Source organism: Calothrix sp. PCC 6303 (genome assembly GCF_000317435.1).
GTDB lineage: Bacteria > Cyanobacteriota > Cyanobacteriia > Cyanobacteriales > Nostocaceae > PCC-6303.
On record NC_019751.1, the window covers coordinates 3,752,794 to 3,765,774 of the forward strand.

Here is a 12,981-nt window from a genome sequence, read left to right on the forward strand (position 1 = left end):
TTCTAGTTCCAAAACTAATCTTGATACGCACTTCCAAATACTTCCCCAGTTTGGATTATCTGCAAGACTGTTTGTTCAGTCGTTGGGTCAAGCCAAGACATTTTAGATTAGTTGGGCGAGGGGACTTAAACTTTACTCCAAGGATTATCTCTTTATGCGAGTACCTGTAATTTCAAAAGACAATCTCCCTTTAATGCTAACTAAACCTAGTCGTGCTAGGCGTTGGATAAAAGAAGGAAAAGCAATCGGTAAATTTAATAAATTGGGAATATTTTATGTGAAGTTGTTAACTGAAGCCTCAGACGAAAAAATACAAGAAGTTGTAATTGGACTTGACCCTGGTAAAATGTTTTCTGGTGTAGCTGTTCAATCAAAAAAATATACCCTGCAAATGCTTCACTTGGTTTTACCTTTTAAAACCGTAAAAAATAGGATGGAGCAACGCTCAATAATGCGAAGAGGAAGACGCGGGAGAAGAATAAACCGCAAGCTTTCTTTCAAAAAACGCAGTCATCGTCAAGCAAGATTTGACAACAGAAAAAACAAAAAATTACCTCCAAGTATTCGAGCAAACAAGGACTTAGAATTCCGGGTAATAAATTTACTTTGCGAACTCTACCCAGTTTCAACAATTGTTATTGAAGAAGTTGAAGCAAAAGGAAGTAAGAGCTTTAGTCCTGTTATGGTAGGTCAAAGATTTCAAATAAATAGGCTCTCAGAAATCGCAAGCATAAAGCTTAAAAAAGGTTGGGAAACATCAAACCTTCGTAAACATCTTGGAATGCATAAAGAAAAAACAGACAAGTCTTTGCAAATCCCAGAAACACACGCAGTCGATGCGATTACTTTAGCGAGTTCAGAATTTGTTAAATATAAATCGTTTGAAGGTAAAAATACACGCGGTGCTTCATGGGTAGGAAATGTTTCAATTACAGAATCTCAGTTCACAATTGTTCGCCGTCCTCCAATCAGCCGTAGACAATTACATTTGATGGTTCCAACAAAAGGTGGAAATAGACGAAAATATGGTGGAACTACAACTAGACATGGATTTAGAAAAGGCGATTATGTAAAGGCAACCCAAGGGAAGAAAACATTTTTTGGTTGGGTGAGTGGAGACACTGAAACTAAAGTCTCAGTAAGCGATGCCGACTGGAAAAGACTGGGGCAATGTACAGCTAAGAAGGTTCAGTTAGTGACACGTTCAACTGGACTAATTATCAAGGCGACTAAAGTCGTTTCTCCTTCGGAGACGCTTTGCGAACGTGTCGCTTCCCTCTCAGGTCTAAAGACACTGAGTTTCCCCCATCCCGCGAGGTCTTTATGAAAAGTGGAGTTTGTTCCTTTTCCCCCTGCTCCCTGCTCCCTGCCTCTTATTGAAGTTCCTTCTGTAAAGTTGGTTTAAATCTCTTCCGAGGAAACCAATCATCGAGGATGCTGTAGAGGATAGGGACAACTATTAAACTGAGGATTGTTGAGCTAATTAAGCCACCAGCGATCGCTATTGCCATGGGAGAACGTAATTCCGATCCTGTTCCTAATCCTACAGCTATTGGTACCATCCCTAATATGGTACTAATGGTTGTCATCATGATGGGACGAAATCTGATGGGTGCAGCTTTGAGGATGGCTTGACTACGATTCATGCCTGATGCTCGCAGTTGATTGATATAATCCACCAGTAATATGGCATTTTTGTTGCTTAATCCCAGCAGAAAAACAAAACCAATTAGAGAAATCATGCCAAATTCGCTTTTGGTGACTAGTAATGCTACCATTGCCCCAACTATTGCTAGGGGAAGGGAAATACCAATCACAATCGGATCTACCCAGCCTTTGAATAGCCAGATCAAAACAGCGATAATGCAGAGGGCTGAAAGCCCTAAAGTACCAACAAAACTGCCAAGCACTTCACCTAAGCGGGCAGAATCTCCCCCTAAATCTAGTTTAATATCTTTGGGTATAATTTTTTTAGCTTCGGCGACTACTTTATCTGTGGCATCACCTAGAGACAAATTTTGACCTAAGTTGGCAGCAACGTATGCTACGCGTTGACTTCTAAAGCGTTCAATATTTTGGATAGTTTTATTTTCTTCTCCATCCCCTGTAGCAGTAATGTCTGCAAAGCCAGGTAGTTTTTGCAAACTTTGTTTGATTTTTTGGGCTGTTTGATTCAGGGTTTGGGTATTATTTCCCAGTAAGGCTATTTGTAGGGGTTTTTGTCCACCAGTATCAACAAATTGAATGTCTTCGACACTGGTGCTGACTCCTGGTAATTTTGGAAGGGAGGTGCGTAGCTGTGTTTGGATGTCAGCTGTTTTAATTTGATGTTTTTCTTTCAGCTTCACATATATCTTCCCTTTGTTTGGTTCCCCTTCACGAGAACCAACTGTGGTAAAGATGGTTTCCACATCTGGAAATTTGCGAACTTCGACTTCCAGTTTCTTGGCTACTTCTAAGGAGTCATCAATCGGATCACGAATAGTTGGGGTGAGATTTCCTGAATTATCCCCAGAATCCCCTAATAAGCTGGCAAATGCTTCTTGTTGTGCAGCTTGTTGGGCTTTGATATCGGGTAATGGTGTGGTGTAGGCTATATTAAACTCGCCGCGATCAAGTTTGGGAATGAAGCCTTTAGGGATGGCGGGAATGAGTGCGATCGCTAAAATAAAACTTAACATTGCCAATACCATCACAATCAACCGATGCTGTAATGACCATTGGAGGATATTTTGGTAAATTTGGGCGAAATATCCCCAAGATTGGGTTTGATATTGGGATTTGATCTTGGTTTTAGGTTTAATCCAGTAAACTGCTAAAACTGGGGATAATGTCCGCGCTAGCAACATAGAGATTAACATTGCTGCTGCAACGGTAATGCCAAAGGGTTTAAAAAATTGTCCAATTACTCCCCCCATCAAACCAATCGGGAGAAAAACTGCTACAGCGGTGAAGGTGGCAGCAGTGACAGTTAAACCAATTTCATTAGTGGCGGAAATCGCTGCTTGGCGGGGTGTTTCACCTTCATCAATGTGGCGCATGATATTTTCCACATCCACAATTGCGTCATCAATGATACTACCGATGACTAGTGCTAATGCTAGTAAGGTGATTGTCTCTAAGTTAAAGCCAAAAATAGCCATGACAATAGCAGTCCCTAACAAAGATGTGGGAATTGCCAAGGCAGAAATGATGGTAGCTTGCCAGTTGCGGAGGAAGGGATAAATGACAACTATTGAGAGAATTATGGCTTCGATTAAAGAGTCTACAGTGGCACGGGTAGCTTTGCGGATATATTCAGCTTGGGTAGAGGCAAGACTAATTTTAGTGTCGGGAAGGGTTTGACGCAGTTTTTGGACTTCACTTTCCACTAGGTTGACAACTTCCAAGGTGTTTGCGCTACCCTTTTTGATGATTTGGATAGCTAAAGCCTCTTGGGAGTTAAATCTAGTTAAAGTTTCTGGGTATACACCTAGTAGATTAACTTTAAGGACTCCTGGAACTTTGACAAGGGTATTTTGGATTTTGTCTTTGGTAAGCTGGGTTAAATCAGTTAAATTTCGCGATGGACTTTCAATTGCATAGGTAATTGCCGCTGATTCATTTAAGTTGATGGGAATAACTTGGAAATCGCTACCTTCAATCAGTTTAATGTTTTTCAGTTCCTGACTTACTTTGCTTTGGGATGATTCTAAGTTAGTACCAACAGCAAATGATAAACTAACCACTGATTGTCCAGGATAAGTAGATGAACGAATGTCTTCCAATCCTGGTAAAGAATTGAGGCTTTTCTCGATGGGGACAGTTAGTTTAAGTTCAGTCTCAGATGCTGTAGTTAGGGGTGCAGTAGTATTGACTACAACAACCGGAAAAGTCACATCTGGAAATAAAGCATATTTTAGGGAAGAAAAGGCAAAAATCCCTGCCACTATCACAGCTAGCCAGAAACCTAGAGTTAGCCAAGAGTAACGAATTGCTAGCCTTGATATATTAAAGCGATCGCGTGTTGAATTTTTACCGCTTGGCTGTACTATCATCAACTTTGATTTTCCCTGTAACCACTAACTGAATTTTAAAACGGATTCTGCTTGTAGTTAATAGTTTTTGGATACATGTTGCCTAAAAAAGGGCTAAGGCGATGTTTTATGGGCAGTTTTTTACTATCTTTTCGATACCCCTTGTTAAAGGTGAAACGGTGTAAAACTTCTTAAAATCCCCCTTGAAAAGGGGGACTTGAAAATCTGATGCCTTTTTTTAGGCGGAACTGGAAGATCTTTTGCCCCCTTTTTCTTGGCGAAGCTGCTCTGAAAGAGCTAGGGGGTTGGGGGATCAAAAGTCTGTGAGGCAATTCTCAAAAACCTGCGTATACCCTTAGCTTGTAAAGGGTGGGGGGAATCAGTTCTTGTGCTTTAATTTAGTGCAATGATCAAATACTATGCCGTAGTAGTCTGTCAATTTTATTTTGACGGTTATATACACATCCACAATCCCGTAGAGACGTAGCAGTGCTACGTCTCTACAACAGTCATTTTTATCTTGACAGACTAGTAGGAGTATCCCCATATTCAAGAATCTATGTCAGATTTATTACAAAATCTAATTATTCTAGTTCCCCAAGGTAGCGAGTATCAGGCTGTTAGCAAGGGTTTACAACAATTACCTAATTCCAAAATAGAGATATTTCCCATACCCATCGGTGATAAACCAGTCAGAGAATACCTCAAAACCAGTGGATTATATACAAGATTATTTCAGCAACCAAACTCCAATATATTGGTAATGGGTTTATGTGGAAGTCTCAACCCTAGTTATGGAGTTGGGGATGTGGTGGTTTACAAAGAATGTATTTACGAAAACCAAGTCTATAAATGTGACGAGAATCTCACCTCACAAATATCTGGCAAATTGAACCTAAATCTAGTTAGAGGATTGATATGCGGTACCTACGGTGGTAAACAACGCATGATCAATTCTGCCACGGAAAAACGTCAACTTCACATTGCATCTAATGCGGATGTGGTGGATATGGAAGGTTTTGCAATTTTAAACATATTGCAACCTTTGGGAATCGCCGTCGGGATGTTACGGGTGGTTAGCGATGATTGCAAGCATGACATACCTGATTTAAATTCAGCCATAGATGCAGCAGGTAATCTGCAAAGTTTACCATTAGCTTGGGCAATGATTCGTCAACCTTTGGCTAGTGTAAGGTTAATTCGGGGTTCGTTGCGGAGTTTAAAGGTGTTGGAGAAAATAAGTTATCAGTTATATTCCTAGCTATCAAGTATGTTCTACTTAGAGGCACTATAGCGGTTTTTATTCGACTTAACTTTTTCGTTTCGTAGTTCAGTTGTTTGCCATATACATGTACTACACCAAACGAGAAATGCTATGGTTTGTTCTCTTCGACTAAAAATTCCATCACTTCTTGTAAAACATCGGTTATGTGTGGCTTTTCGCAAGCAATTACACCATCAAAAAGATGTTTATGGTGCGGAAAACTAGGCAAGCTGGGAAAGTGTGGTGTACTGTCATAACGAAAAATCAGACTATTTTGCTCATCTTGAAAGTGATAGCGGTAATCTAAATATATAATTTGATTATCCACAATCATGAAAGCTTCACTGACAGCTAATAAATATCTAAGAGCGAAACGTATCCTAATACGGAGATTAGCTCTCTCTGTTGTTAAAATAACTACACTATATTCTTCGATGTATATATTGGAGCAGTTGAGTAAAAGTTGCTCAATTTCGTCTAAGTAGGCTTGGATAACTTTAGGCGACATCTCTGAGTTTGCTTTTTATTTCTTGGTGTAAAGCTAGATAATGTTGGTAGTTTCCTGCCCATTCGACGAACATTTCATCGTCAGAAGTTTCCCCTTGACTATATTTAGCAAAAAAGTCTTCTGAATTCATTTTATACTTTATTTCATAGGTATTTAGCTGTTTGGTAAGGGCAATCAACGCATCTAGTGGAGATGTATATTCGATAATTTGTTTACGCATTGATTTCTCCCTTCAACTTCATATTTTAATGAGTCGTTTTGATTTTTTAGTTTCTGGCTCTAAAAACATGATACGTAATTTTTGACAAAATGTACGATACTTATTCTGGGTCATTTAGTGATCGCACAATCAACTGATATACTATTTTGATGCGCGAAACTCTTCGTTTTCTGCTTGCTGCAAATTCAACTCTTTTAATGGTTCTGATGAACTATCCAATTCCAAGTTCGTCCCATTCACAGGTTTCCCGTTAATCAACAGTTGATATGTACCCTGTTGTAAACGCTCCAAATAATATACCCCGGCACCGTTGGTGACGGAAAATAACCGCTTCTTCCCATCGCTGGTAATAGCTTGGATGGTTGCACCGTTGATGGGTTCTCCTTTTGCATCGGTAATCACCCCAGAAACAGTATAGGCACGGGTTAATGGTAACAATACAGGGGTATAGGAACCAGCGCTGATATCAACTGCGTATGCGTCGGTTGCCGCTTGCCAATCGAGGGGGAAACCAGCAGGATCTAAATCGACACGATAACTACCTGGGTTCAATCGTACCAGAACGCGATCGCGTTGCATATCCGCCCGTAGTGATTTCAATGCTCGGTTGTTGACGGTAATTAATGCATTGGCATCTTCTGTATAAATTTGCTCTCCAGCGTCACGTTTGCCGTTATTATTGGCATCTAAGAAGGGCTGAATTAACATTCCTCCCTGAGTGCGGTAGTAGCTGGTGCGTCTATCTCCAGCGCTAATTCTCCCCTGTAAACCAAGGCTAGAAATTAAATCGATGTTAAAGGTGGATTGATCGGAAGTTACTGATATACCTTGGTATCTAGCTCTTAATAATATACCAGGCAATACTGTGGTTGTTACTGAGGCGATCGCCCCTGAACCTTGGGAACCTATACCATAACCCAGTTGGGTTTCCCATTTATAGTTACCATCTACAGCCCGTTGTTCGGAACGATACCGCCAACCCATCGTGAGGAGATTGCTACTTAGGTTTTGACTGCGGGTTTCGTAGTTGAGGAGTAACGAATGTCCTAAGTCATTAAAGGATTTGGAAGATAAACCGAAGGTAAGTTCTGAAAGGGTACCAACTTCATTCCCTAGTTGACGGAGTTCCAGTTTACCGAGACGTTGGAGTAGGTTCCAGCGGAAGTTATTTTCAGTATCGATACCCAAACGGGCAAAAGTATAGGAATTTCTGCCACTAAAATTAAATTGTAACCCTCCCCCGGTACCATAGCGGCTGTCGGTATTGGCAAATAGGGAGACACCTCGGAATAAATTCCAGTTTGCATTCAGTCTACTGGAAAAGCGATCGCTAAAAAAGGAGAAGTTAAGGTTTTGCGAAGGATCGAAGCGGATATCAGCAACTGTATCTAGTTTATTGCCAACCAAGCTGGAAATGGAAACTTGCAAAGGGATATTTGACGGGCGATAAAATAATTCAGTTAAACCTTTGAAATTATCATCATAAACTCCCCCAACACCCAAAGTTAAATCTTGGGATACACCCCAACGTTGGGCAACACCACCACGAAAATTAGTAAAATTGCCAAATAAACTGCGATTACTATTAAATTCTCTGCCAAAACCACCAGAAACCACAAAAGCTGATGCACCAGCGGGAATTTGTCCTGGAGTTGCGGTGTAGCTAGCATCCCGAATTTCCGGTTGTGCGGTTAATCTTCCTTCTGGATACAGGAATATTCTGTAACTACTGCTGAGATATCCATCTTCATTTTGGATATTATCAAAGCGGTAAATTCCCGAAGAATCAACCAAAACCTCAGCAACTAAAGCATCTCCAAACTTCTCCACCAACCTCACCAAAGTTCCTGGTTCAGTTCTTCCCGATATTGTGCGTCCAATTTGACCCGATTGTAACCTTTGTCGGGGGTCTGTGGAGCCTGCATTCAGGAAGTTTTCCGGAGGAGTAAATCCCTGTCTTTGGATATAACTAAAACCCCAAAAATCCCCATTTGTAGCTTGATTGCGCCAAAATGTGGGGTGTGAACCGACAAAATAATCTTGTTTATCAGTTTGCCTGAGAAATTGTGCTTCCGACAACCTCCAACTGGAAGCATCTTGAAACTCCGGTTGTTGCGTGCGAACATACCAAGAACCACCAAAAGCCGAACCCACAGCTTGAAAATCACCTTGGGAATTAGTGGAATTATTTTCACCACCACTAAAATTCAATCTTTGTTCCACCGCAGAAAGACTTAAACCAGTGGATTGTAAACGTGGTAAACCATCCAAGCTAATAGGTTCTTGCTTCCTTCTCCCCCTTTGCCTACCTTGATTTAACCATGGAACATCGAATGCGATCGCATACTCCGTCAAATCAAATTTTGCCCCTACCCCAAACAACTTTTTAATATCTTGAATCGAAAAAGCCAAACCAATCTCGGCATCAGTAGTTAGCTTTCTGGGATCAAGACGTGTCACAATCCCACTATTGCGTAATTCTAATTGACCATCAGGTAAACTAGTAACACTAAACTTTAAAGCCTCAATTACCGCATCATAAGGAACCAACCAGTTCTCAAAATCCACCGCTTCCGCACCATTTTCCTTACCCCGCACCAACACACTAGAATTAATAATCCGTTTCCCCACCATCAAACCCACAGGAATAGTTGTAAAATTCTTCGCTGCGGCAATATTTACAGCTTCTCCCATAGGAGAAGGAATCAAATTTTCCTGAGTAGTACTATTTTCCTGAGTAGTACTATTAGAAATCAAAGCCTCTCTCCCAGCGGGGGAGAGGTTTGGAGAGGGGTTATCCGCAACCAAACCGAATCCCTGAACCCCCTTCTCCATTCGGGAAAGAGAAGAAATCAAAGCCTCTCTCCCAGCGGGGGAGAGGTTTGGAGAGGGGTTGTCCGCAACCAAACCAAATCCCTGAACCCCCTTCTCCATTCGGGAAAGAGAAGAAATCAAAGCCTTACGCAGTGGAGAGAAATCTGGAGAGGCTTTATTCTCCTGATTCGAGACAGCTTTAACTTCTTGTCTAGCTTCCTTAATTTTTTGAATTAAATTTTTTCGCCAAACTTGATTATTGGGTAATTGGGAAATCTGATTTTCTCTATTAACATCAGGAACAACCTGTGAATTCCTAAAACTTGTTTGAGAATCCAAATCAGACGATAATCTACTCGTTGATTCTGCTACCGCTTTCGCAGTCATCGACATCATCGAAGCCGGAAGAAGCATTAAAAATAGTAAATATAATCTACGCATGGAATTTAATAATTAATAATAATAATAATAATATTTTTTTACTTTCGGCTAATAAATTACACCTATTTTGTAGATTGATGCCTTAAGCATTCAATCTACAAAATGACCTATCTTCTATTTCTCTGAAGCGAACGAATAACATTCTTCGGTGGAACAGTTAAATTTAACTTAAATGGCTGTTTCTTTTTATCTTCACCCCAGATCATTTCTCCACTAAGTTCATATATCCCAGGACTCAAAGCAAGTGCATCCTTATCTTGCCTAGAAGTGTTTAATGTGATATTGCGATCGCTCTCTAACAGAATTCCTGTAGATGCGCTTTCCCCAGCTTTTATAACCGTTCCACCTTGCTTCAATCTCCACTTAATCGATGGATAAGTAGAAGCTTTACCACTATTTCGTACTAATAGTTTTAGCTGTTTAGTAGTAGTATTCCAGCTAGCACTCTGTGCTGCTAAACTTGGACGTACATCTCCTTTTTTCACAAAAAAAGCACTTCCCACACGAGTAATAATTTTAGTTGTAATCCCTTTACCATCAGTTACCGTAGTTTGCTTCAAAGGTTCAGTGAAAATCATCGCTCGGTATTCCCCATCAGGCAGATTAGGAGCCAAAACCGCATTCATGCGTACCTTGCGAGTGGTTCCTGGTGGTACAACCATTTCTCTTGGCGAAAATTGTAAATATGGTCTCAAATCGTTGGGATTGGATGGTATTGTTTGAAAACCTTTTTCTTTGTCATATGTGAAAGATTCTGCATAAACACGAGCGCGAAATGTTTCATCACTAGTATTCGTGATATTAATTACTCCTTTAGCTTGTCCGCGAACACTTTGGATTTCAACTCTTAGGGGCGAAAGCTTGACTTGTGCTTGACTAACTCCACCAGAAATTAAAACTGTTGATAAAAGCAGAGAGGTAAAATTTAAAGCAGATCGCATATGTACTGATAAATGACTCATCTTTTTGACAAAAAATAACATACTAAATTCCAATATTTAAATAACTAAACTCTCAAGATTTAATTCAACAGAGAAAATATTTTTCACTACTTAACGAATTGTTCAGCATAATTCTCTGTGTAAATGATTAGATTGTGTGAGAAAATTGCTAAATATTAAGTAATATCTAGTAATTCACAATTACGATTTGCCAGTTATTACCTAATATCAATTCTTTTTTAACAGTATTTTTAAAGAATGATATCCGTATAATCTACAGTATTTGCTTGATTTTACTTATTATCTATTCTAGATATTACCTACTTTGCTATCACTTGACAAAAAACTCCCCTAGACATTAAAGCCCAGGGGAGTCAAGTAATTACATTTTCAAGATAAGATTTTCGTGACACAGTGAAATCAAATGTTTGTGATCATATGCTAAGTTTCACTAAATTTAATCTTATAACTAGGGAGCGCTAGTAACAACGACTGTGTAACTGTATGCTCCTGGACTAAATTGTTGACCAGCTGGTAAAGTGACTACTAGATCTACGGTAGCTGGTACAACTACATCATTGATGTTATTAAGCAGTGTTTCAGCAGCACCTGTAGTACCTGTAGCACCTGACACAGTAGGATCAACATCAGAAGTATTCATTGTTGCTGCCATCGTAGCACCTGTTGTAGGGTTTGTTCCTTCATTAACTTGGAGGCTAAGAGTAGCATCCTTAGAACAATTAATTGGAACTGTAGCCGCTAATGGTGTACCTGATGCAGTAAAGCCCACAGGAAGAGTACCAAAACTATCATTAGTAGCATTGAGACCTAAAGTACCAGCAGTACTAGTACCTAAATTACAAAATGTGCCTGCACTTCCTGTAAAGTTAACAGTTTCAGTACCGGCTTTTGCACTACCTGCAAAACCAAAACTGCTAGCCAATAATACAGCAGAAACTAATAAAGAACGACGTAACATAATTCAATCCTCAATATGTAAAATTAACGGTTTGTAAGTAAAAAAACACAAACGAATCTCTCAATGTCATTACCAAAATGACATCAAAATAGAAATTGACTTTTCCAATCCCGGCAATTTAATTAGCCAGGTGTATTGAATACAGTCTGAATTTGAAATCTGTTATCCCTTAGCAGTAATTCTACTTACTACCTTGTTCACATCTCAGATTCAAAAATCATATTTTTGGTAAAATCCTGAAATGAGCAAGATAACGAGTGCAGAATCAAGCTACGACATGAGTGCTAATAAGCTTATAATTAGTGCCAAAGTGACTAACCTAGCCCAGTTGCTTTTTAGTTGTCTTTTTCTTTAGATCTTGCAACCAATTTAAGTCATTAAAACAAACAACAGCTATCGTAAGAATACCGAAATTGCAAAATAGCCATAAAGCGTAATGCTTAGATATTTACTCACAAGTTATAATTACCTACAGATTAAATTTATCGAGTGTTATACTGATGGCGACTGGTAAGCAAATTTTTATGTGTTGCTTAACCACACTACGGTAAATGAATATTACTTCTTTCCTAAAATTGTCCTTACCTTTAACTACTTTACTTCTATCTAGCTTCCTACAATCCGGAAGTGCAGCAAAAGCAGATATTGCTATTTCCCCCATGATTTTGGAAACCCAAGCCAAGCGGGGACAAGCAAAAGGTACCTTTACAGTTTCCAACCTTGATGAAAAAGCATTCCGCGCTCGTGTCTATACTTCCCCTTTCACCTACGATAAAGAAAAAGGCTTTCAAGCTTTAACTTCTAGTCCTAATGATTTAGCACCTTACCTACAATTCTCCCCCAGAGAGTTACAAGTTGATGGTTCAACCCAACGCACCATTCGCTTCATCACCCGGTTTCCCCCCAGCTTACCCGATGGTGAATATCGCACCATGATTTTTACTGAGAACCTCCAACCAACAACAGTCACCGAAACCGACAACAAAAAGGGTGTCACAGTCAACACCTCCATTGTTCCCCGCATTGGTGTTGCTGTATATGTGCGTAAAGGAAATATTGCCCCTAAACTAGCAGCTAGTAGCGCTCGGTTCAATGCTAAAGCCAGCAACTTACAATTATTGGTAGCAAATAAAGGTAAAGCAAGTGCAATCACCAGCGGAGAATGGAAACTAAAGCGGGGAAATCAAACCCTACAAAGTGGCAAAATTGGCGATACCACAGTAATTGCTGAAGGTGAACGTTATCTTTCCCTAACTCCCGCGAAATCACCACAAACTAAACTTTCACCAGGAAACTATGAAATTTCCGGTGACTTAGCTTGGGGAGAAAAGAAAAATAAAGTTCCTTTCAAAGTAAATTTGCTGGTTCCAAAAAGCTAATACAAATTCAAAAAATCATTGCAACACATAGATAACCTGTAGGGGTTTAGCAGTGCTAAACCCCTACCAACCCATCTGTCGCATTCTTTCTTCAAATTGGCATAAGAACCCCCAACTTTTCAAAAAGTCGGGGGTTCTTAACTTAAATTAATTGATTTGGGTAAGCTTATCTATTTAGAACGATTGAACAAACTTTTCACCGAAAGAATCGATATTCAAGTCAGTTACTTGGGTTCCAGAAACAACTCCACCGGGACCAACGATTAGTGCGGAATTGATGCTGTTTTGGCTAATTGAGAAACTACCAAATTCAAATAAGCTTGCTGCACCACCATTTACTACATCTAGTTCGTCTGTGGAAAGTTCGATTGCTTCGTTTTTGATTTCGTGTGACATGATTTTTGACTCCGTTAATTAGT

At 39.7% G+C, this 12,981-nt stretch carries 10 protein-coding genes; 3 read left to right on the top strand and 7 right to left on the bottom strand.

What is annotated here, in order from left to right:
• The first annotated feature begins 154 nt into the window (after window positions 1-154).
• Complete coding sequence (locus CAL6303_RS15435) at window positions 155-1,327, top strand: RRXRR domain-containing protein (RefSeq protein WP_015198741.1); 1,173 nt, start codon at window positions 155-157, stop codon at window positions 1,325-1,327.
• 46 nt (window positions 1,328-1,373) lie between these two features.
• Here the strand turns inward: CAL6303_RS15435 and CAL6303_RS15440 are convergent, their stop codons facing one another.
• The gene (locus tag CAL6303_RS15440; protein WP_015198742.1) at window positions 1,374-4,037 is read right to left on the bottom strand and encodes an efflux RND transporter permease subunit; all 2,664 of its coding nucleotides are present in this window, start codon (window positions 4,035-4,037) and stop codon (window positions 1,374-1,376) included.
• A 538-nt stretch (window positions 4,038-4,575) separates the two neighbouring features.
• Between CAL6303_RS15440 and CAL6303_RS15445 the strand changes: the two genes are divergently transcribed.
• Window positions 4,576-5,277 carry a purine or other phosphorylase family 1 gene (locus CAL6303_RS15445; protein ID WP_015198743.1) on the top strand — a complete coding sequence of 234 codons (702 nt, stop codon included), beginning with the start codon at window positions 4,576-4,578 and terminating at the stop codon, window positions 5,275-5,277.
• A gap of 112 nt (window positions 5,278-5,389) precedes the next feature.
• Here CAL6303_RS15445 and tumE read toward each other — a convergent pair whose 3' ends face one another.
• The 5 genes from tumE to CAL6303_RS15470 form a co-directional block, all read right to left on the bottom strand.
• The gene (tumE, locus tag CAL6303_RS15450; RefSeq protein WP_015198744.1) at window positions 5,390-5,788 is read right to left on the bottom strand and encodes a toxin TumE; all 399 of its coding nucleotides are present in this window, start codon (window positions 5,786-5,788) and stop codon (window positions 5,390-5,392) included.
• The gene (gene tumA / locus CAL6303_RS15455; protein WP_015198745.1) at window positions 5,778-6,008 is read right to left on the bottom strand and encodes an antitoxin TumA; all 231 of its coding nucleotides are present in this window, start codon (window positions 6,006-6,008) and stop codon (window positions 5,778-5,780) included. The genes tumE and tumA overlap by 11 nt, the downstream gene beginning before the upstream one ends.
• Window positions 6,009-6,149: 141 nt before the next feature.
• Window positions 6,150-9,263 carry a carboxypeptidase-like regulatory domain-containing protein gene (locus CAL6303_RS15460; RefSeq protein WP_015198746.1) on the bottom strand — a complete coding sequence of 1,038 codons (3,114 nt, stop codon included), beginning with the start codon at window positions 9,261-9,263 and terminating at the stop codon, window positions 6,150-6,152.
• Window positions 9,264-9,370: 107 nt separating this feature from the next.
• Complete coding sequence (locus CAL6303_RS15465) at window positions 9,371-10,204, bottom strand: P pilus assembly protein, chaperone PapD (protein ID WP_144051059.1); 834 nt, start codon at window positions 10,202-10,204, stop codon at window positions 9,371-9,373.
• Window positions 10,205-10,673: 469 nt separating this feature from the next.
• Window positions 10,674-11,183, bottom strand: a complete 510-nt coding sequence (locus CAL6303_RS15470) for a hypothetical protein (RefSeq protein WP_015198748.1) — start codon at window positions 11,181-11,183, stop codon at window positions 10,674-10,676.
• A 551-nt stretch (window positions 11,184-11,734) separates the two neighbouring features.
• Between CAL6303_RS15470 and CAL6303_RS15475 the strand changes: the two genes are divergently transcribed.
• Window positions 11,735-12,562: a hypothetical protein gene (locus tag CAL6303_RS15475; RefSeq protein ID WP_015198749.1), complete on the top strand. Its 828-nt coding sequence runs from the start codon at window positions 11,735-11,737 to the stop codon at window positions 12,560-12,562.
• 174 nt (window positions 12,563-12,736) lie between these two features.
• On the opposite strand, the gene CAL6303_RS15480 is transcribed toward CAL6303_RS15475, so the two are convergent.
• Window positions 12,737-12,958, bottom strand: coding sequence for a CTB family bacteriocin (locus CAL6303_RS15480; RefSeq protein WP_015198750.1), 222 nt, complete (start codon window positions 12,956-12,958; stop codon window positions 12,737-12,739).
• Window positions 12,959-12,981: the final 23 nt, after the last annotated feature.

Bases quoted from the DNA above. Each gene is read 5' to 3' on its own strand.
- CAL6303_RS15480 (WP_015198750.1), bottom strand. From the start codon at position 12,958: ATGTCACACGAAATCAAAAACGAAGCAATCGAACTTTCCACAGACGAA.
- CAL6303_RS15435 (WP_015198741.1), top strand. From the start codon at position 155: ATGCGAGTACCTGTAATTTCAAAAGACAATCTCCCTTTAATGCTAACT.
- CAL6303_RS15445 (WP_015198743.1), top strand. From the start codon at position 4,576: ATGTCAGATTTATTACAAAATCTAATTATTCTAGTTCCCCAAGGTAGC.
- CAL6303_RS15465 (WP_144051059.1), bottom strand. From the start codon at position 10,204: ATGCGATCTGCTTTAAATTTTACCTCTCTGCTTTTATCAACAGTTTTA.
- tumE (WP_015198744.1), bottom strand. From the start codon at position 5,788: ATGTCGCCTAAAGTTATCCAAGCCTACTTAGACGAAATTGAGCAACTT.
- CAL6303_RS15440 (WP_015198742.1), bottom strand. From the start codon at position 4,037: ATGATAGTACAGCCAAGCGGTAAAAATTCAACACGCGATCGCTTTAAT.
- CAL6303_RS15460 (WP_015198746.1), bottom strand. From the start codon at position 9,263: ATGCGTAGATTATATTTACTATTTTTAATGCTTCTTCCGGCTTCGATG.
- tumA (WP_015198745.1), bottom strand. From the start codon at position 6,008: ATGCGTAAACAAATTATCGAATATACATCTCCACTAGATGCGTTGATT.
- CAL6303_RS15470 (WP_015198748.1), bottom strand. From the start codon at position 11,183: ATGTTACGTCGTTCTTTATTAGTTTCTGCTGTATTATTGGCTAGCAGT.
- CAL6303_RS15475 (WP_015198749.1), top strand. From the start codon at position 11,735: ATGAATATTACTTCTTTCCTAAAATTGTCCTTACCTTTAACTACTTTA.